We start from the raw sequence: 25,091 nt of genomic DNA on the forward strand, positions 1-25,091 counted from the left end.
GGCCGGTGCGCGTCCTCGTCGTCAACCCGGGCTCGAGCACGCTCAAGGTCGCCCTCGTGAGCGACCACGAGGCCCGCGAGAGCGCCAACGTCGCCGCCGACGAGGGTGCCGCGGAGCTCCGCGTGGTGCTCGAGCGGTGGGGGCCGGTCGACGCCGTCGGCGTCCGTTTCGTCCATGGCGGGCCGGACCGGCTCGAACCGGTCCGCGTCGACGACGCGGTGCTCGGGGAGCTCGACGCCGCGGCCGACCTGGCGCCGCTGCACAACCCGCCCGCGCTGGCCGCGACCCGTGCCGTCCGTGAGGCCTGGCCCGATCTCCCGGTCGTGGCCTGCTTCGACACCGCCTTCCATCGCACCCTGCCACCGGAGGCCGCCGTCTACGCCATCCCGCGGGAGTGGAACCGGCGCTGGCGGCTGCGCCGCTACGGCTTCCACGGCCTCTCCCACGAGTACGCCGCCGGCCGGGCCGCCGAGATGATCGGCCGTCCCCTCGAGGAGCTCAAGGTGGTCACCTGCCACCTCGGCGGCGGCGCCTCGCTGTGCGCCGTCGACCGTGGCCGCTCCGTCGACACGACGATGGGCTTCACCCCGCTCGCCGGCCTCGTCATGCAGGTGCGCAGCGGCTCGGTCGACCCGGGGCTGGTCCTGTGGCTCCAGCAGCACGCCGGCCTCTCGCTCGACGAGGTCGCCGACGGGCTGGAGCACAACGCCGGTCTCAAGGGCCTCACCGGCACCTCAGGTGACATCCGCGAGGTCGTCGAGGGCGCCCGGGCCGGCGACGCCGACTGCGCCACCGCCCTCGACATCTACATCCACCGCCTGGCCCGCGAGATCGGCGGCATGGTCGTCTCCGCGGGCGGTCTCGACGCCCTCGTCTTCACCGGCGGGGTGGGGGAGCACTCCGCCCTCGTCCGGGCCCGGGTCGCCGACCGCCTGGCCTTCCTCGGTCTCGCCCTCGATCCGGACCGCAACCGCCCCGAGGAGTCGGGGGACCACGACCTCACCGGCCCGGGCTCCGCCGTACGCGTCCTCGTCGTCGCGTCGCGCGAGGACCTCCAGATCGCGGCGAACGTCGAGCACGTCCTGCGCGGTTGAGCTGCGGGTTGTGACGGGTCGAGTCGTCGGTTGTGACGGGTCGAGTCGTCGGTTGTGACGGGTCGAGTCGTCGGTTGTGACGGGTCGAGTCGCGGGTTGTGGCGGCCCTACCCGGTGAGAACTGCGGCGAGCGTGGCGCCGAGCTCGTACGCCGACTCCGCGTGGGCGTCCGTCACGTCGCCGAGCACGTCCAGGACGTCGTACGCCTCCCGCCAGCCGAGCGCCTGGACGATCGACCGGACCGACCGGATCGCGCCGGTGGTGTCGTAGCGGCCGTGCACGTAGAGCGCGTACGGCCGCTTGGCGGTCGCGGCGCCGCTCGTGCCGTCGGCCGCCCCTGACGGGTCGAGCGCGCCACCGACCTGCAGGAACGTCGAGTCGAAGAAATGCTTGAGCGCTCCGGACATGTAGCCGAAGTTGGCGCTCGTCCCGAGCACGTAGCCGTCGGCGCCGAGCACGTCCTCCGCGGTGGCCTCCAACGCCGGGCGTACGACGACCGCGACCCCCTCACCGGCCGCCTGGACCTCGGGGTCGTGGGCGCCGGCGACGACCGCCTCGGTGAGCCGTTGCAGCGAGCGCGTGGGGGAGTGGTGGACCACCAGCAGCCGGGGCATCGGCGCCGCCCTCCGGTCGCTCAGTCGGCCGTCAGCCGGCGGCCGTTGACGTCCGCAGGGGTGAGCCGGACCCACAGCGGACGAGCGCCGCCGGGCCAGGTGCGCTGCGTGCGGACGTGCTCCGGCACCTGGTCCTCGTGGTAGCAGATCTCGGCGCGGCCCTTGAACTGCACCGACCAGCCGAGGTGGGTGTCCGGGTCGAGGTCGTCGATGAGGAGTGCGATGGCGCTCTCGTCGACCTGCTCGGCCATCGCGGAGTGGGCGCCGGTGCGGATCCAGACCGCGCCGTCGCTGATGACGTGGTTGACCGGGATCACCACGGGGCCGGTCGGGCCGTTCCAGCCGATCCGGGACAGGCGGGACGTCGCCGCCAGCTTCCAGGACTCCTCGACCGTCAGCTCCTCCAGATGGGCCACGACCCGCTCCTTCCTCGGTGGATCCTGCGTTGCGTCGTCGCCAGTCTGTCAGCCCCGGCCACAGCCGTGCGAGCCAGTCCTCCTGAGACGCGGGACGCCGATGACGTCGAGGCTCTGTTATCGTGACTGGCGTCATGATGCGCAGCCTCCTCCTTAGCTGCCGCAGCGGGGCCCCAGGAATCAGGCACTGAAGGCCGGACCCCCTCGCTGCGGAGTTCTTGGCGTCCCCGGCCTCCCACTCTCCCCAGCAGCGAGGCAGACATGACGAACCTGAGCAACACCAGCAACCAGCAGAAGCCTTCGGGCATGCCCTTCGAGCGCTATCGCGCCTTCGTCCCCGTCGACGTCCCGGACCGGACCTGGCCGACGAAGAAGATCACCCACGCGCCGCGCTGGCTCTCCACCGACCTGCGTGACGGCAACCAGGCGCTGATCGACCCGATGACGCCGGCCCGCAAGCTCCTGATGTTCGAGCTGCTGGTGAAGATGGGCTACAAGGAGATCGAGGTCGGCTTCCCGAGCGCCAGCCAAACCGACTTCGACTTCGTCCGCACGCTGATCGAGGAGGACCGGATCCCGGACGACGTCCAGATCTCGGTCCTGACCCAGGCGCGCGAGGACCTCATCGAGCGCACGGCCGAGTCGCTGGCCGGCGCGCCGCGGGCGACGATCCACCTCTACAACGCCACCGCCGAGCTCTTCCGCCGGGTGGTCTTCAAGGTCACCCCCGAGGAGTGCATCGGGATCGCCGTCAACGGCACCCAGATGGTGATGAAGTACGCCGAGAAGCACCTCGGTCCGATCGTCGGGACCGAGGACTTCGGCTATCAGTACAGCCCCGAGATCTTCACCCAGACCGACACCGACTTCGCCCTCGAGGTCTGCGAGCGCGTCTCCGACGTGTGGCAGCCCGAGGCCGGCCGCGAGATCATCCTCAACCTGCCGGCGACCGTCGAGATGTCGACGCCCAACACCTACGCCGACCAGATCGAGTACTTCTCCCGCGGCCTCACGCGTCGCGAGCACAGCGCCATCTCCTTGCATCCCCACAACGACCGCGGCACCGCGGTGGCCGCGACCGAGCTGGCCCTGATGGCCGGCGCCGACCGCGTCGAGGGCTGTCTCTTCGGCCACGGCGAGCGCACCGGCAACGTCGACCTGGTGACCCTGGGGATGAACCTCTTCAGCCAGGGCATCGACCCGATGATCTCCTTCGACGACATCGACGAGATCCGTCGCACCGTCGAGTACGCCACGAACCTGCCGGTCCACCCGCGCCACCCCTACGCGGGCGACCTGGTCTACACCGCCTTCTCGGGCTCCCACCAGGACGCCATCAAGAAGGGGCTGGAGGACCTCGACCGGATCGCTGCGGAGCAGGGCAAGCCCGTCTCCGAGATCCCGTGGGAGGCGCCCTACCTGCCGATCGACCCGCACGACGTCGGCCGCACCTACGAGGCCGTCATCCGGGTCAACAGCCAGTCCGGCAAGGGCGGTGTCGCCTACGTCCTCAAGTCCGAGCACAACCTCGACCTGCCGCGTCGCGCCCAGATCGAGTTCAGCCGGGTCATCCAGCAGCACACCGACGCCGAGGGCGGCGAGGTCAGCCCGGAGGAGATCTGGCAGATCTTCCGTGCCGAGTACCTCGACAAGGACGCGCCGCTGAAGCTCAACTCGGTCCACACCTCCGCCGCGGCCGGCGAGAAGGACGCTCTCACCGTCAACGTCTACGTCGACGGTGAGGCCACCGCGCTGCAGGGCTCGGGCAACGGCCCGCTCTCCGCGTTCGTCGAGGCGATCAACGAGCTGCCGAAGGCGCAGGAGCAGGGCTGGGACGTCCGCGTCCTCGACTACGCGGAGCACGCGCTCAGCGCCGGGGGCGACGCGCTCGCGGCGGCATACGTCGAGTGCTCGGTGGGCGACCAGATCTTCTGGGGTGTCGGGATCGACGCCAACATCGTCACCGCGTCGCTCAAGGCCGTGATCTCGGCCGTCAACCGGGCGGGGTAGCGCGCGTTGTGAGTGCCAGCGCGGCCTCCGCGCCGCGCTGGCACTCACAACCCGGTCAGCAGCCCGAGGCGAAGACGTAGCAACGCAGCTTCGGCTCCGCCGCGACCTCGGGTGCGCCGACGGCGTTGACCAGCGGAAGAGGCAGGGTCGCGACGCCCGGGACGGCGCGCAGCACCTGCAGGTAGGTGTTGGCGGAGGCCGGGTCGACGTACGGCATCGTCGGCTGGGCGCAGACGGAGGAGTTGACGCGCGCCGGTTTCGCGGGGCCTCGGTGGGTGAGCGCGTCCATGACGAGCGCGTAGGTGACCGCGTCGGTGGTGCCGACCAGGAGGTGCTCGCTGGTGTCGGCCGGACAGACGTCCTGGACCGCGACGTTGGTGATCGCGCCTTTTCCGGTGTGCAGCGCTGAGGATGAGGACGCGGCGGAGTAGTTGGGCGTCACGACCTCGTCGTTGTGGGTGTAGACCACCGTGTAGCTGATCTGGGCGAAGGTCTCCGCCCGGCTGTTGAGCGCCGCGATGAACCGCGCATCCGCCTGCTGCTGCCACACCGCCGGTGTGCAGGTCGTGAGCCCGGGACGGCAGACCGGCAGGGCCGTGCTGCCGTGGTTGGAGGGCGCCATCCCGATGACGTCGTCGACCATGGCGCGGGTGTCCGGCCAGAAGCGCAGCACCCACCGCATGCTCATGCCGCCCTGACTATGGCCGAGCACGGCGATCTTGCGGCCGGCTCGCTGATGCAGTGTGCGGATGCCGAAGGTGAGGTACTCCGCGGCGGTCTGGATGTCGCCCTCGGTGGCGTAGGGCATCGTGACCGCGCACCAGGCGCGTCCCTGCGCGGTGAAGGCGGGCTCGTAGGTCCAGGAGTAGTTCTGCTCCGGGGTCACGCTGGTCGCCGGATTGAGCAGCACCGGCTCGGGGCCCTTGGTCGGGTCGCCGTGACAGGTCAGGGCCGCACGGAGCTTCGCGGTCGGGACGGTCAGGCGCGGGCCAGGCCGGTCGAGAGGTGCGTACGACGCCCCGCCGGTCGCCGCGCTCGCTGACGGCACTGGTGCTCCGCCGACCACGAGCCCGGCGGCGAGCAGGAGCGCGAACACGACCGATCGGAACGCAGGACGTCTCATGGTGTGGCCAACGCCACAGGCGGGGCGTGGGTTACGCCGCGGGGCGTCGCGACTCAGGACGTCGACGCGCGCCAGCACACCGCGGTGCGATCGCCGTACCTCCACGTGCCGGCGCCCGGCCAGGTGAAGTAGACGGCGCCGGCCGGGCAGGCCTTCTCGGCCTGGGCCGTCAGGTCGGCGTTGGTTGGTGGCGTCGGACCGCCGGTCGCCGTCCACGTGGCGAAGGCACGGTAGGCGTGCGGCTCGTCGCAGGTCGTCCGCTCGTGGGCCGAGGTCATGCAGCCGGCGAGCTTGTCCGGCAGCGGAGCCGGCAGCAGGATCTCGCCCAGCGGCAGCGGTCGGAGCGACGGCCCGGCCGCGACGAGGGCGAGGTCGCAGCGGAACCAGCGCGCCCCGGCGGCCCACTGCTGGTCGCTCGGCTGGAAGAAGATCGTGGTGTACGCCGTCAGCTTCGCCTTCGCCTCGGTGACGCCGAGCGTCTTCGCGACCCGCGTCACGCACTCATGGCTGGCGTAGTCGTTGTCAGGCGTGTCGCCCCGGTAGCGACCGACGTAGAACGTGTAGGCCTTGTGCGGTGCATCGCAGCTGACGACGGGGGAGTCGTCGCTCAGCGCGGCGATCACGCTGTCCGGCACGTTGCGGCACTCACCCGGGTGCGGCGCGTCCGGCCCGAGCGTCGGGTCGGCGGACGGGGAGGTGCCGGTCGCGGCACCGGCGCGCGTCGAGGCGGACGGAGCGTCGGAGCCGCCGCCGGTCAAGAGAAGGGCGGCGAGACCACCGGCCACGAGCACCAGCACGGCCGCCGCGACGAGGATCGGCCAGAGGAGACGCCGAGGGCGCGAGGCGGGAGCGCCGGGCTGCGTCGGCGGCTTCGGACCGGACGGTGCGGGCCACGGGTGGCCGGTCTGCGGGCCGGACGGCGGCGTGAAGGCCGGCGGGGCGAACGCCGGCGGGGCGAACGCCGGCGGCGTCAGCGCTGGCGGAGTGAAGGCCGGCGGGCCAGCGGGAGGTGCGACGGTCGGCGTCGGTGGCGCCGCGGGGGAGGCTGACGGAGGGGCGCCGTACGGCACGACGACGTACGGCGTGCCGTCGGGCGCCTGGCCGACCTGGAGCACCGGGCCGGCGGCGTACGCCTGGCGCCGGAAGTCGTCCCGGGCGTCGGGGTCCGAGGCGCGTGCCTCGCTCACGGTGCGGACGACGACGTACTGACCGGTCGTGGTGTCGACGTAGAGGGCGCTGACCGTGGCGGCGTCGGCGGTGAGCGGGCGGGCGAAGGTGAGGCGGCCGAGCGTCTGGGGGAGCGGCATGGCGGCAGCCTCCCCACCTCCCGCGGCCGCGAAACGCCCCGCTCAGACCTCGTCGCGGATGGCCTGGCGCAGCTGGGTCGCGGAGTTGCGGATGACGTCGCTGATCAGCTCGGTGGTCCGCGGGTCGTCGAGCGCGCCGTCGACGATGCGCAGCACCGTGTCGGCGACGAGCTTGACGATGTCGTCATGGAAGGGGAGGTACTTCAGCTTTCCCGTCGTCTGGTCCTCCCGGAGAAGCTCGAGCACCATCGACTCCAGCTCCGCGTGGTTCTCATCGAGCGCGCTGCGAACGTTGGCGGCATACGTGCCGGTCTTGATGACGTCGATCACCTCGTCGAGCACGGCCACCGTGATCGGCCGCTTGATCGCCTCGACGATCGGCGCCGAGAAGTGGTGGACGAGCCAGATGGTGATGAAGTCGCCGTAGAGGTCGTCGCACGTGTCGATCGCCCGCGCCAACCTGGCGAGCCCCACCACCACGAGCGGGAACGTATGGTCGCCCGCCCAGGGCGTGATCAGCGGCACGATCGCGACCAGCTCCCACCAGGCCGTGCCCCAGAACGCCCGATCGCCGCGGGTCCTGGCCAGCCGCCACAGCCACTGCAGCGCGAAGAGCGCGGAGATCGCGACGTCGACACCGACGACCCGGTCGTGCCAGGGCTGAGCCGGAGGCCAGCACAGCACCCACACGAGCGCGGCGAGCGAGAGGAGCGAGGCGAGGGCGAGCAGCCACGCGAGGAACCCCGGCCGGCGGTGTGCGGCGGCGCGGTGGTGGAGCTGTGCCTTCGGCGGCACCGCCCGGAAGATCGCGTCCGAGGGCAGGGCGTGCGGCAGCTGCGGGCGCCCCGTGGTGGCGGGGCCTCCGGGCGGCGCCGTACGGGTCGGAGTGGCGGGCGACTCGGCAGCGGTCATGCGCGGCACAATAGACGGGTGCCTCTCTACCGCGACGAGGCGATCGTGCTGCGCACCCACAAGCTGGGGGAAGCAGATCGCATCATCACCCTGCTGACCCGCCACCACGGCCGGGTGCACGCGGTGGCCAAGGGCGTCCGGCGTACGACGTCGAAGTTCGGCTCCCGGCTGGAGCCGTTCACCCACGTGGACCTCCAGCTCGCCGAGGGGCGCAATCTCGACACGATCACCCAGGCCGAGACGCTGACGCTGTTCCACAGCGGGATCGGGCTCGACTACGACCGCTACACGGCCGGCACCTGCATGCTCGAGACCGCGGACCGGCTGGTGGCCGAGGAGCGCGAGCCGTCCGTGCAGCAGTACCTCCTCCTCGTCGGCGGGCTGCGGGTGCTCGCGCAGGGGGAGCGGGCGCCGCGACACGTGCTCGACTCCTACCTGCTCCGTTCGCTCTCGGTGGCCGGCTATGCGCCGAGCTTCGAGCACTGCGCGCGCTGTGGCGTGCTGCCGAGCCCCGGAGGGAGCCCGCACCACTGGTTCAACCCGTCGATGGGCGGGATCCTCTGCGCGACCTGTCGCGTGCCGGGGTCCGCGTCGCCGGCCGCGGAGACGGTCGCCCTCCTCGGGGCGCTGCTCGCCGGTGACTGGGACGCGGTCGCGCTGGCCGAGGACCGCACCAGCCGTGAGGCGAGCGGTCTGGTGGCGGCGTACCTCGCCTGGCATCTCGGCGTCGAGGGTCACGGCCGCGGCCTGCGCTCGCTGGAGTACGTCGAGAAGTGAGCCGTCCCCACCGCTAGGCTCAGCCGCTGTGAAGAGGCAGTTCCGTACGCCGTCGCCCCACCCGTCCGGCGCGACCCCGCCGCCGGTGCCGAAGGACCTCGTCCCGAAGCACGTCGCGATCATCATGGACGGGAACGGCCGGTGGGCCAAGGAGCGCGGGCTGCCGCGCACGAAGGGCCACGAGGAGGGCGAGAGCAGCCTCTTCGACGTCGTCGAGGGCGCGATCGAGATCGGGGTGAAGGCGATCAGCGCCTACGCCTTCTCGACGGAGAACTGGACGCGGAGCCCCGACGAGGTGCGGTTCCTGATGGGCTTCAACCGCGACGTCATCCGGCGCCGCCGCGACGAGATGAACGAGCTCGGCGTGCGTGTCCGCTGGGCCGGCCGCACCCCGCGGTTGTGGAAGTCGGTCATCAAGGAGCTCCAGGTCGCCGAGGAGCTCACCCGCGACAACGACGTCTGCACGCTGACGATGTGTGTCAACTACGGCGGTCGCGCGGAGCTGGCCGACGCGGCGCGCCGGATCGCGCAGGACGCCGCGGCCGGACGGATCAACCCGGACAAGGTCGACGAGAAGACGTTCGCGCGCTATCTCTACGTGCCCGAGCTGCCCGACGCCGACCTGATCTGGCGCACCAGCGGTGAGCAGCGGCTCTCCAACTACATGCTCTGGCAGGCGGCCTACAGCGAGTTCGTCTTCACCGACGTCCTGTGGCCCGACGTCGACCGGCGCCATCTCTGGGCGGCCATCGAGACCTACGCACGGCGCGATCGGCGGTACGGCGGCGCCCTGCCCAACCGGGTCTGACGCGGGTACGACGGCGTGTCAGTCCGGCCGGGCGGGCCGCACCGCCCGGGGTGGACGCGGCGCGCGCGGGGGTCGCGGGGGACGAGGCGGCCCCTCGAGCAGCGCTCCCGAGACCAGCGCCGGCGGGCGCGCGGGCCCGACGGGCCGCAGGATCGGAGCACCCGTGAACGCGTCGCGCAGGGTCCGGCGATAGCGGTTCGCCGTGAGTCCGGGATGGATCATCGTCGTTCCGATGCAGTACTTGCTGACCCGCCGCGGCCGGGCCCCGAGCTGCCACAGCACCCGGTCGACGTAGCCGTTGCCCCGGGCGCTCTTGGTCTCGACGAGCACGAGGTCGTCGTGCATCGCGCCGACGACGCGGTCGCCGCGGAGCATCCGCAGGTCGAGGTCGAGCGTGGTGCGCTCGGCCGCGCCGTCGGTGGTGATGGTGAGGCGGCGGTAGCGGTTGCGCAGCTGGGGCAGGAGAGCCGGGCCCGGCTCGAGACCGTAGTGCTCGAGCAGCGTCTGGCGCGCGAAGGTCAGGGCGGAGTCGTCGAGGACGTCGGGAGGGGCGGCGTGCTCGATCCGGCGCTTCACCGTCTGCCCACGACCGTCCTGCATCTTGACCTCGAAGACTCGGAGGTCCGAGCCGAGATAGACCCGGGTGCGGAGCTTGTACTGCCGGCGGCGCCGCTGCACGTGGTCACGGTAGGAGCGCAGGTCCCGGGTGTCGAAGTATTGCGTGTCGTAGTCCTGGGCGGGCTCCCCGTCGACGTGCAGCAGCCGGCAACGCGACGCGACCTGCTCGAGCAGGCGGGTGAGCTGAGGCCGGGTCAGCACGTACTTCGAGTCGACGCGGACCTGCAGCGAGACCGCCTCCAGCTCCGGGAGGGTGACCGGTCGCAGCAGCCGGCGGGCGACGACCTCGGGACGAGCACCGGGCGCGTACGCCGGACCGGCGGGCCTCACGGCGTACCCCTCGGGCCGCGCGGCGCTGCCGAAGCGGCCGGGCGGTGCCGGTAGCGGACGTCCACGAGCATCGTCTCGGCGACGTAGTCGGTGTGCAGCACGCTCGCCGAGGTGACGGTGACGTGCAGACGCTCCTCGAGGTCGGCGCGGAGGAGGGCCGGGTCCGCGTGGACGCGGTCGAGCGTGACCTGCTGGTGCCCGGTGGCGCGGCTCAGACGGGGGTGGTCGGCGGCATAGACGGCGACCAGCGCGACGGCGGTCAGCAGGGCTGCGAAGCCCTCGTTGCGCCAGTCGAGGAACCGCCCGCCGACCTCGAGGGCGTTGACGACTCCGACGACGATCGCGACGAACAGGTAGCCGAGCTCGATGGTCGAGAAGGTCTCGCTGCGCAAGGTGATGATCGAGAGGAGCGCGAACAGGCCGAACCCGACGCCGACGTCCGTGCTGCGCACGTCGATGGTCGCCAGCACGACGAAGAGCGCGACGTTGAAGCACACCATGGCCGTCATCAGGTCACGACGGGCGTGCCGAGGCAGGTAGATGCCGACCGCGAGGATGACGACCGCGACGGCGTCGACGGCGAGGTGCACGCCGAAGTCGGCGAAGTTGCTGCCGGAGACGCTGGCGCCGGCGACGGGCGTCATCGGGTCAGCGGCCCGAGCACGGACCGGTGGGAGCGTGGACGAGTGGATGCGAGGCCGAGGCGTTCCATCAGGTCACCTTAGGCAGGGCGTCCGAGCGCGGCCATGTCCCGCGTGCGCGACCGCTCTCGACGAGGCTCCGCGGATGTTGCCGTCAGCGACAGGCAGGGCAGGTCCCGAAGATCTCCAGGGTGTGGGAGACGTCGGCGAAGCCGTGCTGCTCGGCGATCGACCGGGTCCAGCGCTCGACGGCCGGGCCCTCCACCTCGACGGTCCGGCCGCAGGAGCGGCACACGAGGTGGTGATGATGCGTGTCGGAGCAGCGGCGATAGATCGCCTCACCGTCCTCGGTGCGCATCATGTCGATCTCGCCGGCCTCGGCGAGCCGCTGGAGGGTGCGGTAGACGGTGGCGAGACCCACGGTCTCGCCCCGCTGGCCGAGCAGCTCGTGGATCTCCTGCGCGGAGTGGAACCCGTCGGCGGAATCGAGCGTCTCCACGACGGCGAGCCGCTGCTTGGTCGGGCGCAGACCCGACGACCCGGGTGCCGAGGATTCAGACATCGGTCGCACCTCCCGTGGGGAGAGCAGCCGCCCGACGGCGGCGCAGCCAGGCACCGGTCGGCCAGGCCAGGATGAAGCAGGCGAGGGCGAGGAGCACGATCGTGGGGCCGGGCGCGACGGTGGCGTGGTAGGAGGCGAAGGTGGAGATCACCAGACCCCCGAGCGAGGCCACGAAGCCGAGGACCATCGAGGCCGCGAGGGTGGTGCGGAAGGTGCGGGTGACCTGCTGCGACGTCGCGACCGGGATCACCATCAGCGCCGAGACCAGCAGCAGGCCGACGGTCCGCATGGCCACCGTCACGCTGACCGCGGCGAGGACGGCGACGAGCAGGTTGTAGACCCGCACCGGCAGGCCGGCCACCTGGGCGAACTCCTGGTCCTGCGCGACGGCGAAGAGCTGCGGTGCCAGACCGACGCCGACGACCAGCACGACCGCCGCCAGCACCATCGTCACGATCACGTCGCCGGCGGAGATCGTCGTGATGGAGCCGAAGAGGTACTCCTGCAGCGTCGTCGCGGACTTCCCGCCGATCCCGGAGAGGAGTACGCCGCCGGCCAGGCCGCCGTAGAACAGCAGTGCCAGCGCGACGTCCCCGCCGGCATGGCCACGCTCGCGGATCAGCTCGATGACGACGGAGCCGAGGATCGCGACGACGACCGCGGTCCACGTCGGAGACGTGTGGGTCACGAGGCCGAGGGCGACGCCGGTGACCGCGACGTGGCCGATGCCGTCGCCCATCAGCGCGAGTCGGCGCTGGACGAGGTAGGTGCCGACGGCGGGCGCTGCCAGACCGGTGAAGACCGCGGCGAGCAGCGCACGCTGCATGAACGGCAGCGAGAAGAGGTCCCACGCGGTCATGGTCACGAACCTTCCTGGGAGCGCTCGAGCGGCGCGTCGACCTGGGGCACGGGGCCGTGGTCGTGATGCACCGGCTCGTCGTGGTGGTGATGGCTGTGGGACTCGCCGAAGAACACCGGGCCGTGGACCTCGTGGTCGGCGAGCGGCACCCCGTCGTACACCTTCTCGCCGTCGCGCATGACGACCGTGCGGTCGACGAGCGGCGCGAGCGGCCCGAGCTCATGTGCGACGAGCACGATCGTCGCGCCGCGGTCCTTGAGGCGGTGGAGCGCGTCGGCGAGCGCCTGCTGGTTGGGCAGGTCCACGCCGGCGGTCGGCTCGTCGAGGAAGAACAGCTCCGGCTCGCCCGCCAGCGCGCGGGCGATGAGCGTCCGCTGCTGCTGGCCCCCCGAGAGGGTGGTGACGCCGTCCTGCTTGCGATGAGCGAGCCCGACGGTCTCGAGCGCGTCGTCGATGGCGGCGCGGTCGGCGTGGGAGAGGCGGCGCAGCAGCCGCCGCCGGGTCAGCCGTCCCGAGGCCACGACCTCCCAGACGCTTGCGGGGATGCCCGAAGCGGCGCTGGCCCGCTGCGGCACGAAGCCCACCCGGTGCCAGTCGCGGAACGAGGCGTACGGCGTTCCGAAGAGCCGCAGCGCGCCGGCGGAGAGCGGGTTCAGGCCGGTGAGGGCGCGGACGAGCGTGGACTTGCCCGAGCCGTTCGGCCCCATCAGCGCGAGGAACTCACCGGGGTGCACCTCGAGCGAGACGTCGCGGAGGATGTCGCGCCCGGCGATCGTCACCCGGCCGCGGCTGAGCTCGACGGGATCGTCGAGCGGGGCGGCGGTCACTGGCATCCGTTGGCCTTCGTGAGGGCGGCGAGGTTGTCGCGCATGAGCGAAAGATAGTCGTCGTCCGTGGTCGCGTCGGTCAGCCCTTCGATGGGGTCGAGCACCGCGGTCGTCACCCCGGCATCGTCGGCGAGGGTCTTGGAGAGCGAGGCCGGGACCAGTCGCTCGCCGAAGACCGTCGTGATGCCGTCCTTCTTGATCAGCTGTTGGAGCCGCCCGAGATCGGCCGGGGTGGGCTCGGCGTCGGGGGAGAGGCCTGCGATCGGCTCGACGTCGATGCCGTAGCGCCACAGGTAGCCGAACGCGTTGTGGCTCACCACGATGACGTCGCGCTGGCAGTGGGCCAGGCCGGCGGCGTACTCATGGTCGAGCTTCTCCAGCTTGGTGCGGAGCGCCTCCGCGTTGGCGTGGTACGCCGTGGCGTGCGGCGCGTCGATCTTCGCGAGCGCCTCGGCGACCGCGTCGCCGACCTTGGCCAGCTTGAGCGGGTCCTGCCAGAAGTGCGGATCGAGGTCGCCGAGGTCCTTCGCCGACTCCTCGGCCTCCTCGTCCTGGGTCTGGCCGGGGTGGTGCGTGACGTCGTCGTGGCCGCCGTGGTCGAGCGGTTCGAGACCGGCCACGGGGCCGACGTCGAGCGCCGTCCCGCCGGCGGTCTGCTTCACGGCCTGGTCGACCGCGGCCTGCAGCCCCTTCTCGTAGACGACGAGGTCGGCCGCGGCCACGTCGCCGGTCTCCTTGGGCGAGAGCTCGAGGTCGTGCGGCTCCTGTCCCGGCTGGGTGAGGTCCTCGACCTGGACGCGGTCGCCGGCGACCTGCTGCGCCACCCACTGCAGCGGGTAGAGCCCGGCGACCACCGTGAGCCGGCCGTCGTCGGTCGCCGAGCTGTCGGAGAAGGCACCGCAGCCGGTGAGCGCGGAGAGGGCGGTCGTGGCGGTCGCGGCAACGACGAGCTGTCTGAGCATGAGAATCATTCTCAGCAGCATGAGAATGATTGTCAACTGCTCGCCCGCCAGGCGGAAGCGGCGGCCCGCCGGCCGTCGTACGGGGTCGGAGGCGTCCGGATGCGAAAAGGCGTCGACCGCCTCGATAGGCTGGCCCGGACACTCCGAACCTTCCCGAGAAGAGAGCGTTCCCCGTGGCAAAGCCGCCCGCATCGACCATCGACCTCGTCGTCTCCCTCGCCAAGCGGCGCGGCTTCGTCTACCCGAGCGGCGAGATCTACGGAGGCACGCGTAGCGCGTGGGACTACGGCCCGCTCGGTGTGGAGCTCAAGGAGAACATCAAGCGCCAGTGGTGGCGCGCGATGGTGCAGAGCCGCGACGACGTCGTCGGTCTCGACTCGGCGGTCATCCTGCCGCGCCAGGTCTGGGAGGCCTCCGGCCACGTCGAGACCTTCACCGACCCGCTGACCGAGTGCCAGTCGTGCCACAAGCGGTTCCGCGCCGACCACCTCCAGGAGGCGTTCGCCGAGAAGGAGGCGAAGAAGGGCCACGACGTCGACCCCGACGACGTGCCCATGGCCGAGGTCGCCTGCCCCAACTGCGGCACGCGGGGCGCCTGGACCGAGCCGCGGCAGTTCTCGGGCCTGCTCAAGACCTACCTCGGCGTGATCGAGGACGAGTCCGGCCTGCACTACCTGCGTCCCGAGACCGCGCAGGGGATCTTCGTCAACTTCGCCAACGTCGTGACGAGCCAGCGGATGAAGCCCCCGTTCGGCATCGCGCAGATCGGCAAGAGCTTCCGCAACGAGATCACGCCCGGCAACTTCATCTTCCGCACGCGCGAGTTCGAGCAGATGGAGATGGAGTTCTTCGTCAAGCCCGGCGAGGACGCCGAGTGGCACCAGTACTGGATCGACGAGCGCACCCGGTGGTACGTCGACCTCGGCATCAACCCCGACAACCTGCGCCACTTCGAGCACCCGAAGGAGAAGCTCTCCCACTACTCGACGCGCACCGTCGACATCGAGTACCGCTTCAAGTTCGCGGGCTCGGAGTGGGGCGAGCTCGAGGGCATCGCCAACCGCACCGACTTCGACCTCTCGACCCACGCCAAGCACTCCGGCCAGGACCTCAGCTACTTCGACCAGGCCAACAACGAGCGCTACACGCCGTTCGTCATCGAGCCCGCGGCCGGCCTGTCGCGCAGCCTGATGACGTTCCTGGTCGACGCCTACACCGAGGACGAGGCGCCGAACACCAAGGGCGGCGTCGACAAGCGCGTCGTGCTCCGTCTCGACCCGCGTCTGGCCCCGGTCAAGGTCGCCGTGCTGCCGCTGAGCCGCAACGCCGACCTGAGCCCCAAGGCGCGGGCGCTCGCCGCGGAGCTCCGGCAGAACTGGACCGTCGACTTCGACGACTCCGGCGCGATCGGCCGTCGCTACCGTCGCCAGGACGAGATCGGGACGCCGTACTGCGTGACCGTCGACTTCGACACCCTCGAGGACGACGCCGTCACGGTCCGGGAGCGCGACACGATGGCCCAGGAGCGCATCCCGCTCGCCGGCATCAGCGCCTACTTCGCGGAGCGTCTGCTCGGCTGCTGAGCCGCGCGGAAGGCATGATGTGCGCATGCGTCACCCGGTCGTTCTCCTCGCTGCTGCCCTGCTGAGCGGCAGCCTCCTCGCCGGCTGCGGCTCCTCGTCCGACAGCGGTGCCCCATCGTCGTCCTCGCCGGCCTCCCCGTCGGCGAGTACGACGTCGGCGACCGCCTCCGCGACGAGCCTCCCGCTCACCCCGGAAGGCACCAAGCTCACCGTCGGCAGCCCGGCGACGGTCTCGTGGAGCCCCAAGCAGAAGGTGACCGGAACGCTGCGCATCAGGGTGACGCAGCTGCAGCGGACGACCTACCAGCAGACCTTCAGCGGGTGGAAGCTGGACCCGCAGACCACCTCACGGGCGCCGTACTTCATCCGGGCGACCGTGACCAACGTCGGCGACACGCCGCTGGGTGGCTACCCCGTGCCGCTCTACGGCCTCGACGACGCGGACAACCTCGTCGAGGCCTCGACGTTCGCCAGCTCGTTCCAGCCGTGCCAGCCCGGCGTGCTGCCGAAGCGGTTCCCGAAGGGCGCGTCGGCGTCGGTCTGCCTCGTCGTGCTCGTGCCCGACAAGGGCAAGCTCGTCGGGGTGAGCTACCGGCCGACCGACAAGCTGCAGCCGATCACCTGGACCGGGCCGGTGAAGCCCTACACCGAGCCGAAGACGCCGAAGAAGCCCGGCAAGGGAGCCAAGGGCGGGGCGAAGGCCGGCGGCTCGAAGGGCTGACCGGCGGGATTCGGCCGCGGCGGGCCGGTCGCGGACAATGGGGGCATGCCTCTTGCCTCCTCCCTCACCCTCGGCGGCCTCACCGTCGAGACGCCGGTGGTGCTCGCGCCGATGGCAGGGATCACCAACGCGGCCTACCGCCGGCTCTGCGCCGAGCAGGGCGCGGGCCTCTACGTCTGCGAGATGATCACGTCGCGCGGCCTGGTGGAGGGCGACGAGCACACGAAGGACATGCTCGTCTTCGACGAGGCCGAGACGGTGCGGTCGGTGCAGCTCTACGGCACTGATCCCGTCTACGTCGGCAAGGCCGCCGAGATCCTCTGCGCGGAGTACGGCGTGGCCCACATCGACCTCAACTTCGGCTGTCCGGTCCCGAAGGTGACCCGCAAGGGCGGGGGCGGCGCCCTGCCGTGGAAGCGCGGTCTGCTCGCCGAGATCCTCGAGCACGCCGTCAAGGCCGCGGCGCCGTACGACGTGCCCGTCACGATGAAGACCCGCAAGGGCATCGACGACGACCACCTCACCTACCTCGACGCCGGCCGCATCGCGCAGGAGTCGGGGGCCGCTGCGATCGCCCTCCACGGGCGCACCGTCTCGCAGGCCTACTCCGGCGTCGCCGACTGGGACGCCATCGCCGAGCTGGTCGCGTCGGTCGACATCCCCGTGCTCGGCAACGGCGACGTCTGGGAGGCCGCAGACGCGGTCCGCATGGTCGAGCAGACCGGAGCCGCCGGAGTCGTCGTCGGGCGCGGCTGTCTCGGCCGGCCGTGGCTCTTCCGCGACCTCGCCGACGCCTTCGCAGGCCGCGCGACGCAGGCGCTCCCGACGCTCGGTGAGGTGCGGACGACGATGCGCCGCCACGCCGAGCTGCTCTGCCAGCACATGGGGGAGGAGCGCGGATGCAAGGAGATCCGCAAGCACATCAGCTGGTATCTCAAGGGTTTCCGCGCCGGTGGTGAGCTGCGTCGCTCGCTCGCGCTGGTCGACAGTCTCGCGGCGCTCGACCGGCTGCTCGAGCAGCTCGACCCCGGCGAGCCGTTCCCCGTGTCGGAGCTCGGTGCGCCGCGCGGTCGACAGGGCTCGCCCCGCCACAGGGTCGCGCTCCCCGAGGGCTGGCTGGAGGACGCCGACGGTCGCGGGTGCGGCATCACCGAGGATGCCTCCGAGGCGTCGGGCGGCTGAGCCCGGGCCGGGCCGGCCGCGTTAGCAGAATCACGCCGAATCCGTGGCGGAATCGCTGAAATCGCGGTCCGTGAGCGCCGGATTCGCCGGGAGTGATTGGGATACCCCCCAGGGATTGTGTTGTACTCGACCGACGTGCCCGGCCACTCGCCTCCTTGGACCGACGGGGGTGGCAGGGCACAGCCCCTGTCTCCGACGCAAAGGATCAGCGCTGTGGCTCTCTCTCGCCACAAGCGGGACACCGATGCCCGCCGCAAGCTCCCGGCCACGCTCGTGGCCGGCGCCGTCGCCTTCTTCGCGACCGGTGCTGCCGTTCTCGTCGGGGTGGGCCTGCAGAGTCCCTCCTCGTCGCTCGTCGCGGACGACGCGTCCGCGAGCCCCTCGACCGCACCGAGCACGGCACCCGGGTCGGCAACCGTCGCCGATCGTGAGCACGCTCAGCTCTCGCGGTCGATGAACCGCCAGGAGCTCGCCCGCGAGGCCGCGCAGGCCAAGGCCGCGCGAGCCCGCAAGGCGCAGGCGCGCGAGGACGCGCTGGCGCGGGCCGCCGCCGAGCACACGGTGCCGCGCTGGACGACCACGGACCTCAACCTGTGGACGGAGCCGGGCAAGGATGCGAAGCAGCTCGACGTCCTGGCCGAGGGGAAGAAGGTCGCGTTCGCCGGGCGCACGGTGTCCGGTCGGGACGAGATCGTCCTCGGCGGTGCGATCCGGTGGGTCACGACGGGCTACCTCAGCAAGGACAAGCCGGTCGTCACCGGCGCCGCGGCGGGCCTCTCGGACGCGCCCTGCCCCGACTCCTCGGTGGAGAACGGCCTGACCGCCGAAGCCGTCCACGTCTATCGCTCGGTGTGCCACGCGTTCCCAATGATCACGTCGTACGGCGGCTGGGACGCCCACGGGGAGCACAGCTCCGGCAAGGCGATCGACATCATGACCACCGACAAGGCGGTCGGCGACGAGATCGCCGACTACCTCCAGGCGCACGCCGCCGAGCTCGACCTCTACGACGTCATCTGGTGGGACCGGATCTGGACACCGGTGCGGGCCTCGGAGGGCTGGCGCGCGTACGGCGACCACGGCTCCGCCACCGCGAACCATATGGACCACGTCCACGTCTCCACCAACAACTGAGCGCCCCGACGGAGGGTCTGGACGCACAGTCCGCCGGGACTGAGCACCCACTAGGGTGCGAGGCGATGGACGAGCTGTACGACGCGCACGACCGCGCGCGCCTGGTCGAGGAGCCGCCGAAGCGGGTGGTGGCACCGGAGCGCACGCCGTTCGAGCGCGACCGCGCGCGCGTCGTCCACGCGGCCTCGTCGCGCCGGCTGGCCGCGAAGACCCAGGTGGTCGGACCCCAGTCGGACGACTTCGTCCGCAACCGGCTGACCCACAGCCTCGAGGTGGCCCAGGTCGCCCGGGACCTGTCGCGTGCGATGGGGTCGCAGCCCGACATCGCGGAGACGGCGGCGCTCGCGCACGACCTCGGCCACCCGCCGTTCGGTCACAACGGTGAGGCCGTCCTGGCCGACCTGAGTGAGCGTTGCGGCGGCTTCGAGGGGAACGCCCAGACGCTGCGGCTCCTGACTCGGCTCGAGGCCAAGACGACGGCGTACGACGGATCGTCGGCGGGCCTCAACCTGACCCGCGCGACGCTCGACGCCTGCACGAAGTACCCGTGGCGTCGCGGCGAGGCGCCACCGGGCGTGGCCGCGTCGAAGTTCGGCGTCTATGAGGACGACCTGCCGGTCTTCAGCTGGCTGCGGACCCCGGAGGCCGGGCGGCGGCGCTGTCTCGAGGCGCAGATCATGGATCTCGCCGACGACGTGGCCTACTCCGTCCACGACGTCGAGGACGGGATCGTCGCGGGTCGGATCGACCTGACGCGGCTCGACCTGGACGGGCTCGCCCAGACGACGGGCGAGTGGTACGTCCCGGGCATCGACCGAGCGACCGTCACCGAGACGATTGCGGGCCTGCGCGAGGGTGGCTGCTGGCCGGTCGCGGCGTACGACGGATCCCGGCGCAGCCTGGCCGCGCTCAAGAACCTCACCTCCGACCTGATCGGCCGGTTCTGCGGCGCGGTCCAGGAGGCGACGTACGCCGCCGGCGGCGGTCCCTTCGTGCGCTACCGCGCCGACCTGGTGGTCCCCGAGCGGACGAAGCGCGAGATCGCCGTGCTCAAGGGGATCGCTGCCCACTACGTGATGCAGACCGACGACCGGCTCGCGTCGATGGGCCGCCAGCGGGAGTTGCTCGCCGAGCTCGTCGCCGTCCTGGTCGCCCGCGGCGCTGACGCGTTGGACCGCCCGTTCGCGGACGACTGGCACGCGGCCGCTGACGACGCGGGCCGCCTCCGAGTCGTGGTCGACCAGGTCGCCTCGCTCACCGACGTCACCGCGATCGCCTGGCACGCTCGACTGACATCGCCCCGGTGACTTCCGTCCAGTGAGGAGGCCGGATGAGGACGGTGCGTGGCGTCGGTAGGGTCGCCCCGTGAGCGAACGTCTCGTCTGGCTGCCCTTCGAATCCACCCGACTCTGGCCGGACGGCAGCGTGCCGTCCGGTCTGCAGATCGAGGTCGTCGACCCGACCCAGCACGTGCCGGACTCCGTGTCCGACGTCCGGTTCTACGTCCCGCCGTACGCCGCCGGACCGAGCGTCGCCGACGTCATTCCGCAGATGACGAGCCTCGAGGTCGTGCAGACGATGACCGCGGGGGTCGACAACGTCCGCCCGCTGGTCTCGCAGGGCGTCACGCTGTGCAACGGCCGCGGCATCCACGACGCCTCGACGGCCGAGCTCGCGCTCACGCTGATCCTGGCCAGCCTGCGGCGGATCCCCGACTTCGTCCGGCTGCAGGACCGTCGCGAGTGGGGTCAGGCCTTCACGCCGGCGCTGGCCGACAAGCGCGTCCTGATCGTGGGGTACGGCGCCATCGGCGCGGCGATCGAGGCGCGGCTGCGCCCGTTCGAGACCGAGGTGGTCCGGGTCGCGCGGACGGCGCGCGGGAGCGGACCGGACCAGGTCCACGGGTTCGGGGAGCTTCCCCGTCTGCTGCCCGAGGCGGACGTCGTCGTCCTCATCGTGCCGCTCACCGAGGAGACCCGTGGCCTCGTCGACGCCGGGTTCCTCGCGCAGATGAAGGACGGCTCCCTGCTCGTCAACATGGCGCGTGGCGCGGTCGTCGTGACCGACGACCTCGTGGCGGAGCTGCAGACCGACCGGATCAGCGCGGCGGTCGACGTCGTCGACGTCGAGCCGCCACCGGCCGATCATCCGTTCTGGGACGCCCCCAACCTGCTCATGACGCCCCACGTCGGCGGTGCCAGCAGCGCGTTCTTCCCGCGCGCCTACCGCCTCGTCCGGGAGCAGCTGGAGCGGTACGCCGCCGGTGAGCCGCTCGCCAACGTGATGTCGGGGGAGTACTGACGCCCGACGGTGTCCGAGCACGGTGGAGTGCCACCGTCGAGCGTCGGTGGTGCCCCGTAGGATCGCTGCGTGGTCGGGCGGATCCGCGAGCAGAGCATCCAGGAAGTGCGCGAGAAGGCGCACATCGAGGATGTCGTGTCGCAGTACGTCACGCTCCGCCGTGCGGGCGCTGGCTCGATGAAGGGCCTGTGCCCGTTCCATGACGAGAAGACCCCGTCGTTCAACGTCAACACGAGCCGTGGTTTTTTCCACTGCTTCGGTTGCGGAGAAGGCGGCGACGTCATCGCCTTCGTGATGAAGATCGACGGGCTGAGCTTCGCCGAGGCGGTGGAGCGGCTGGCCGACAAGGCGGGGGTGCAGCTCCAACGCGAGGAGGGTGACGACCGGCCGGAACGCCGTGGTCCGAGCCGCGGCAAGCTGGTCGAGGCCCACAAGCTGGCCCAGGAGTTCTACGCCGAGCAGCTGGCCGGTCCCGACGCCCTCGTCGCGCGCCAGTTCCTCGCCGAGCGCGACTTCGACCGCGATGCCGCGGAGCACTTCGGCGTCGGCTTCTCCCCACGCGAAGGCGAGGCGCTGGTCCGACACCTCCGCGGCCGCGGCTTCACCCTCGACGAGCTCGTCGCCGGTGGCCTCGCCGGGGTCAGCAGCCGGGGCGGGCGGTCGGCGTACGACAAGTTCCGTGGCCGCCTGATGTGGCCGATCCGTGAGCCGGGTGGCGACGTGATCGGGTTCGGCGCACGACGCCTCTTCGACGACGACCGGATCGAGGCGAAATACCTCAACACCGCCGAGACCTCGATCTACCGCAAGTCGCAGGTCCTCTACGGTATCGACCTCGCCCGCAAGGAGATGGCGCGGACGAGCCGGGCCGTGATCGTCGAGGGCTACACCGACGTGATGGCCTGCCACCTCGCCGGGGTCACGACGGCGGTCGCCACCTGCGGGACGGCGTTCGGAGACGACCACGCGAAGGTGCTGCGTCGCTTCATGGCCGACCGTGACCAGTTCCACGGCGAGGTGGTCTTCACCTTCGACGGCGACGCCGCCGGCCAGGCCGCCGCGCTCAAGGCGTTCCAGGGCGACCAGAACTTCGTCTCGCAGACCTACGTCGCCGTCGAGCCCGACGGCCTGGACCCGTGCGACCTGCGGATCAAGAAGGGCGACGAGGCCGTCCGCGAACTGGTCTCCGGCCGCCAGCCGCTCTACAGCTTCGTGCTGCGCAACGTGGTGTCGAAGTACGACCTCGCGCGCGCCGATAGCCGCGTCGACGCCGTCCGGGAGGCGGCGGGGCTGGTGGCGTCGGTCCGCGACCGGGCGAAGGTCACCGCCTTCGCCCAGGAGATCTCGCGCCTCGTCGGGGCCGACATCGACACGAACGCCGTGCTGGCGGAGGTGCGCCGCGCCGGCAGCCGCCGGGGCTCGTCGCACGGTCAAGGTCGTCAGCAGCGTCCGACAGCGCCCGCGGGGCAGACGTCTGCGCCGGCCGAGTCCCAGCAGCCGCCGATGCCGCATCCGCGCGACCCACGCTTCGGCGTGGAGCGGGAGACGCTCAAGCTGGTGATCCAGCACCCGGTCGTGATCGGACGGACGACGGCTGAGGTCGGCGTCGACGACTTCACCCACCCGCTCTACCGCGCCGTGTGGGCGCTGGTGGCGGCCGCGGGCGGCCCGGGAGCCGGCGCCGCCGACAGCGGCTGGGCAGCGCGCCTGCGTGATGCGGCGCCGGACGCGCGCGTGGCCGGCATGGTCGCCGAGCTCGCCGTGGAGCCGCTGCCGACCTCGCGCGAGCCGGACGCGGCGTACGTCCTCGAGCACGTCGTCCGGCTCCTCGAGCTCACCGACCTGCGCCGGATCGCCGAGGTGAAGTCGCGACTGCAGCGTGCGGATGCGGCCGCCGATCCCGAGGGCTACGACCGCCTCTTCGCCGAACTGGCCCGGCTCGAGCAGCACCGCCGGTCGTTGCGGGACCGGGTCGTCTCTGACTGACGGCGTCCGCCGCCGAGGCCCGGGATGCTCAGCGTCCCGGGCCCCGGCGGCGTTCCACCTGACCGTCAGGCTCGGCGGCGTCGCGCCAGCAGGAGTACGCCGGTCGCGACGCATCCGAGGCCCAGCCCGAGCAGGGCGGCCAGACCTGCGGGGGCCCCGGTGTTGGGCAGGGTCGACCCGGGGTCACCCGTCGTGGCGTCGCTGGCCGGGCAGGTGACGGTCACGGCGACCGGCGCCGACGTCGCGGAGGTGACCGCACGACCGTGGACCTTCGGGCGGGCGACCCGTGCGCTCGCGGTGTCGACACCCTGGGTCGCGGTGAGGGTGTGCTTGCCACAGCCGGCGACCGCGGCGTCGACACCCCACTTCCCGCCCTTGCCGACGGTCGTGGAGGCGACGGCCTGACCGTCGGCGTACACGGTGATCTGGGCGCCCGGCCGGCCCATCCCCTTCACGGCGAGGTCGGTGCCCTCCACGGCGTCCCCGTCGCTCGGCGAGGTGATCGTGGGCGCGGCCGGCGCGACGGCGAAGCGGCTCGTCGCGGCGGGGCTGACGTTCCCGGCCGCGTCACGCTGGACGGCGCGGACGGAGTGGTCGCCGTACGCCAGCCGGTCGGTCAGGGCCAGCGACCAGCGGCCGCCGCTGCCGACTGTCGCCGTACCGACGACCGTGCCGTCGACCCGGACGGTGACCGTCGCGCCGGGGTCGCCGGTGCCCGTGACCGTCGGGGTGCGGTCGGTGACGGTGGCGCCGTCCTCGGGACCGGTGATCGTCGGCGTCCCGATGTGGGAGTCCACGCTGACCTTGACCGGGTCGGACGTCGGGCTGGTGTTGCCGGCCGAGTCCGTCTGGGTGGCGGTCAGGGTGTGGTCGCCGTCGGTGAGCGCGGTGTCGGGCGTGCAGCTCCAACTGCCGTCGGCCTTCACGGTGGCGGTGCACACGGTGTCGCCGTCCTCGTCGGTCACCGTCACGGTGTCGCCGGGCTCGCCGGTGCCGCTCACGCTCGGGGTGTTGTCGGCGATGGTGTCGCCGTCGCTCGGCGAGGTGATCGCCGGCGCCGCCGGCGCCTGGGTGTCGACGGTGATGTGGACCGGGTCGGAGGCGGGGCTCTCGTTGCCGGCGGGGTCGGTCTGGGTGGCGGTGAGGGTGTGGTCGCCGTCGGTGAGCGCCGTGTCGGGCGTGCAGGACCAGGTGCCGTCGGCCTGGACAGTCGCGGTGCACACGGTGGTGCCGTTCTCGTCGGTCACCGTGACGGTGTCGCCGGCCTCGCCGGTACCCGAGATGGTCGGAGTGCTGTCGTTGACCTCGGAGCCGTCCTTCGGCCCGGTGATGGCCGGGGCGTCGGGCGCGGTCGTGTCGACGGTGAAGATCACCGGATCCGAGGTCGCCGAGTCGTTGCCGGCCGCGTCGGTCTGGAGGGCGCTGATCGTGTAGGTGCCCTCGGCAAGCTCGGTGGAGTCGAGCGACCAACTGCCGTCCGTACCGACTTCGGTGATGCCGAGCTGGTGGCCGTCCTGGTCCGTCACCGTGACGATGTCGCCCGGCTCACCGGTGCCGGAGATGGTGGGCGTGGTGTCGTTCGTGGAGCTGTTGTTCGTCGGGGCCTCGATGACCGGGGCGGGCGGCGCTTGGCTGTCGACCGTGAAGGTGACCGGTTCCGAGACGGGGCTCGTGTTGCCGGCCTCGTCGGTCTGGGTGGCGGTGAGGGTGTGCTCGCCGTCGCCGAGCGCGTCGTCGGGCGCGCAGCTCCAGGTGCCGTCAGCGCCGACGGTGGCGGTGCAGACGGTGTCACCGTCCTCAGTGACGGTGACCGAGGCACCGGGTTCGCCCGTGCCCGTGATCGTCGGCGTCGTGTCGCTGAGCACCGCGCCGTTCACCGGGCCGGTGATCACCGGGGCGTCGGGCGCTTGGGTGTCGACGGTGACGTGGACAGGCTCCGACTCCGGGCTCGTGTTGCCGGCCTCGTCGGTCTGGGTGGCGGTGAGGGTGTGGTCGCCGTCGGTCAACGCCGTGTCCGGCGTGCAGGACCAGGTGCCGTCGTCGGCGACGGTGGTCTCGCAGACGGTGTCGCCGTTCTCGTCGGTGACGGCGACCGTGTCGCCGGCCTCGCCGGTGCCTTCGATCGTCGGGGCGTTGTCGTTCGTGTCGGTGTCGTCGGTCGGCGCGGTGATGACCGGGGCGTCGGGCGCGGTGGTGTCGACGGTGATGCGGACCGGGTCGGAGGCCGCGGAGGTGTTGCCGGCCTCATCGGTCTGGGTGGCGGTGAGGGTGTGGTCGCCGTCGGTGAGGGCGGTGTCGGGGGTGCAGGACCAGGTGCCGTCGTC

At 71.8% G+C, this 25,091-nt stretch carries 23 protein-coding genes; 11 read left to right on the forward strand and 12 right to left on the reverse strand.

The window, feature by feature from the left end:
• Positions 1 to 5: 5 nt before the first annotated feature.
• Positions 6 to 1,094 carry an acetate/propionate family kinase gene (locus AB3X52_RS12410; RefSeq protein ID WP_367994395.1) on the forward strand — a complete coding sequence of 363 codons (1,089 nt, stop codon included), beginning with the start codon at positions 6 to 8 and terminating at the stop codon, positions 1,092 to 1,094.
• A 107-nt stretch (positions 1,095 to 1,201) separates the two neighbouring features.
• Here the strand turns inward: AB3X52_RS12410 and AB3X52_RS12415 are convergent, their stop codons facing one another.
• Positions 1,202 to 1,708, reverse strand: coding sequence for a flavodoxin family protein (locus AB3X52_RS12415; protein ID WP_367994396.1), 507 nt, complete (start codon positions 1,706 to 1,708; stop codon positions 1,202 to 1,204).
• A gap of 20 nt (positions 1,709 to 1,728) precedes the next feature.
• The gene (locus AB3X52_RS12420; protein WP_367994397.1) at positions 1,729 to 2,124 is read right to left on the reverse strand and encodes a pyridoxamine 5'-phosphate oxidase family protein; all 396 of its coding nucleotides are present in this window, start codon (positions 2,122 to 2,124) and stop codon (positions 1,729 to 1,731) included.
• A gap of 261 nt (positions 2,125 to 2,385) precedes the next feature.
• Between AB3X52_RS12420 and leuA the strand changes: the two genes are divergently transcribed.
• The gene (leuA, locus tag AB3X52_RS12425) at positions 2,386 to 4,134 is read left to right on the forward strand and encodes a 2-isopropylmalate synthase (protein WP_367994398.1); all 1,749 of its coding nucleotides are present in this window, start codon (positions 2,386 to 2,388) and stop codon (positions 4,132 to 4,134) included.
• Between the two features lie 55 nt (positions 4,135 to 4,189).
• Here the strand turns inward: leuA and AB3X52_RS12430 are convergent, their stop codons facing one another.
• The 3 genes from AB3X52_RS12430 to AB3X52_RS12440 are packed head-to-tail and all read right to left on the reverse strand — an operon-like array spanning position 4,190 to position 7,476.
• Positions 4,190 to 5,257 (reverse strand): esterase/lipase family protein, encoded by a 1,068-nt coding sequence (locus tag AB3X52_RS12430; protein WP_367994399.1) that lies wholly within the window; start codon positions 5,255 to 5,257, stop codon positions 4,190 to 4,192.
• A 53-nt stretch (positions 5,258 to 5,310) separates the two neighbouring features.
• Positions 5,311 to 6,564, reverse strand: coding sequence for a septum formation family protein (locus AB3X52_RS12435; protein ID WP_367994400.1), 1,254 nt, complete (start codon positions 6,562 to 6,564; stop codon positions 5,311 to 5,313).
• A 42-nt stretch (positions 6,565 to 6,606) separates the two neighbouring features.
• Positions 6,607 to 7,476, reverse strand: coding sequence for an ion transporter (locus AB3X52_RS12440; protein ID WP_367994401.1), 870 nt, complete (start codon positions 7,474 to 7,476; stop codon positions 6,607 to 6,609).
• 18 nt (positions 7,477 to 7,494) lie between these two features.
• Here AB3X52_RS12440 and recO point away from each other — a divergent pair, with 18 nt between their 5' ends.
• Complete coding sequence (gene recO / locus AB3X52_RS12445) at positions 7,495 to 8,253, forward strand: DNA repair protein RecO (protein ID WP_367994402.1); 759 nt, start codon at positions 7,495 to 7,497, stop codon at positions 8,251 to 8,253.
• A 28-nt stretch (positions 8,254 to 8,281) separates the two neighbouring features.
• Complete coding sequence (locus tag AB3X52_RS12450) at positions 8,282 to 9,061, forward strand: isoprenyl transferase (RefSeq protein WP_367994403.1); 780 nt, start codon at positions 8,282 to 8,284, stop codon at positions 9,059 to 9,061.
• 18 nt (positions 9,062 to 9,079) lie between these two features.
• Here AB3X52_RS12450 and AB3X52_RS12455 read toward each other — a convergent pair whose 3' ends face one another.
• The 6 genes from AB3X52_RS12455 to AB3X52_RS12480 form a co-directional block, all read right to left on the reverse strand.
• Entirely contained in the window at positions 9,080 to 10,009 is a 930-nt protein-coding gene (locus AB3X52_RS12455; protein WP_367994404.1) for a polyphosphate polymerase domain-containing protein, read from the reverse strand.
• On the reverse strand, positions 10,006 to 10,653 hold the full coding sequence (locus AB3X52_RS12460) for a DUF4956 domain-containing protein (RefSeq protein ID WP_367994405.1): 648 nt from the start codon (positions 10,651 to 10,653) through the stop codon (positions 10,006 to 10,008). The genes AB3X52_RS12455 and AB3X52_RS12460 overlap by 4 nt, the downstream gene beginning before the upstream one ends.
• A 151-nt stretch (positions 10,654 to 10,804) precedes the next feature.
• The gene (locus AB3X52_RS12465) at positions 10,805 to 11,212 is read right to left on the reverse strand and encodes a Fur family transcriptional regulator (RefSeq protein WP_367994406.1); all 408 of its coding nucleotides are present in this window, start codon (positions 11,210 to 11,212) and stop codon (positions 10,805 to 10,807) included.
• Positions 11,205 to 12,071: a metal ABC transporter permease gene (locus AB3X52_RS12470; protein WP_367994407.1), complete on the reverse strand. Its 867-nt coding sequence runs from the start codon at positions 12,069 to 12,071 to the stop codon at positions 11,205 to 11,207. The genes AB3X52_RS12465 and AB3X52_RS12470 overlap by 8 nt, the downstream gene beginning before the upstream one ends.
• Positions 12,072 to 12,073: 2 nt before the next feature.
• The gene (locus tag AB3X52_RS12475; protein WP_367994408.1) at positions 12,074 to 12,904 is read right to left on the reverse strand and encodes a metal ABC transporter ATP-binding protein; all 831 of its coding nucleotides are present in this window, start codon (positions 12,902 to 12,904) and stop codon (positions 12,074 to 12,076) included.
• Positions 12,895 to 13,860 (reverse strand): metal ABC transporter substrate-binding protein, encoded by a 966-nt coding sequence (locus tag AB3X52_RS12480; protein ID WP_367994409.1) that lies wholly within the window; start codon positions 13,858 to 13,860, stop codon positions 12,895 to 12,897. The genes AB3X52_RS12475 and AB3X52_RS12480 overlap by 10 nt, the downstream gene beginning before the upstream one ends.
• A 173-nt stretch (positions 13,861 to 14,033) precedes the next feature.
• Here AB3X52_RS12480 and AB3X52_RS12485 point away from each other — a divergent pair, with 173 nt between their 5' ends.
• From AB3X52_RS12485 to dnaG, 7 genes are all read left to right on the forward strand, one after another.
• Complete coding sequence (locus AB3X52_RS12485) at positions 14,034 to 15,443, forward strand: glycine--tRNA ligase (protein WP_367994410.1); 1,410 nt, start codon at positions 14,034 to 14,036, stop codon at positions 15,441 to 15,443.
• A 25-nt stretch (positions 15,444 to 15,468) separates the two neighbouring features.
• Positions 15,469 to 16,164: a hypothetical protein gene (locus AB3X52_RS12490; RefSeq protein WP_367994411.1), complete on the forward strand. Its 696-nt coding sequence runs from the start codon at positions 15,469 to 15,471 to the stop codon at positions 16,162 to 16,164.
• Between the two features lie 45 nt (positions 16,165 to 16,209).
• Positions 16,210 to 17,346, forward strand: coding sequence for a tRNA dihydrouridine synthase DusB (gene dusB, locus AB3X52_RS12495; protein WP_367994412.1), 1,137 nt, complete (start codon positions 16,210 to 16,212; stop codon positions 17,344 to 17,346).
• A gap of 213 nt (positions 17,347 to 17,559) precedes the next feature.
• On the forward strand, positions 17,560 to 18,480 hold the full coding sequence (locus AB3X52_RS12500; RefSeq protein ID WP_367994413.1) for a VldE C-terminal domain-containing protein: 921 nt from the start codon (positions 17,560 to 17,562) through the stop codon (positions 18,478 to 18,480).
• A 65-nt stretch (positions 18,481 to 18,545) separates the two neighbouring features.
• Positions 18,546 to 19,787, forward strand: coding sequence for a deoxyguanosinetriphosphate triphosphohydrolase (locus AB3X52_RS12505; RefSeq protein ID WP_367994414.1), 1,242 nt, complete (start codon positions 18,546 to 18,548; stop codon positions 19,785 to 19,787).
• Positions 19,788 to 19,845: 58 nt separating this feature from the next.
• Positions 19,846 to 20,781 (forward strand): 2-hydroxyacid dehydrogenase, encoded by a 936-nt coding sequence (locus AB3X52_RS12510; RefSeq protein WP_367994415.1) that lies wholly within the window; start codon positions 19,846 to 19,848, stop codon positions 20,779 to 20,781.
• A gap of 69 nt (positions 20,782 to 20,850) precedes the next feature.
• Entirely contained in the window at positions 20,851 to 22,767 is a 1,917-nt protein-coding gene (gene dnaG / locus AB3X52_RS12515) for a DNA primase (RefSeq protein WP_367994416.1), read from the forward strand.
• A gap of 65 nt (positions 22,768 to 22,832) precedes the next feature.
• On the opposite strand, the gene AB3X52_RS12520 is transcribed toward dnaG, so the two are convergent.
• The coding region (locus tag AB3X52_RS12520; RefSeq protein WP_367994417.1) for an Ig-like domain-containing protein at positions 22,833 to 25,091 on the reverse strand (2,259 nt) is incomplete at its 5' end.

This window comes from Nocardioides eburneus (assembly GCF_040838215.1).
Lineage (GTDB): Bacteria > Actinomycetota > Actinomycetes > Propionibacteriales > Nocardioidaceae > Nocardioides > Nocardioides eburneus.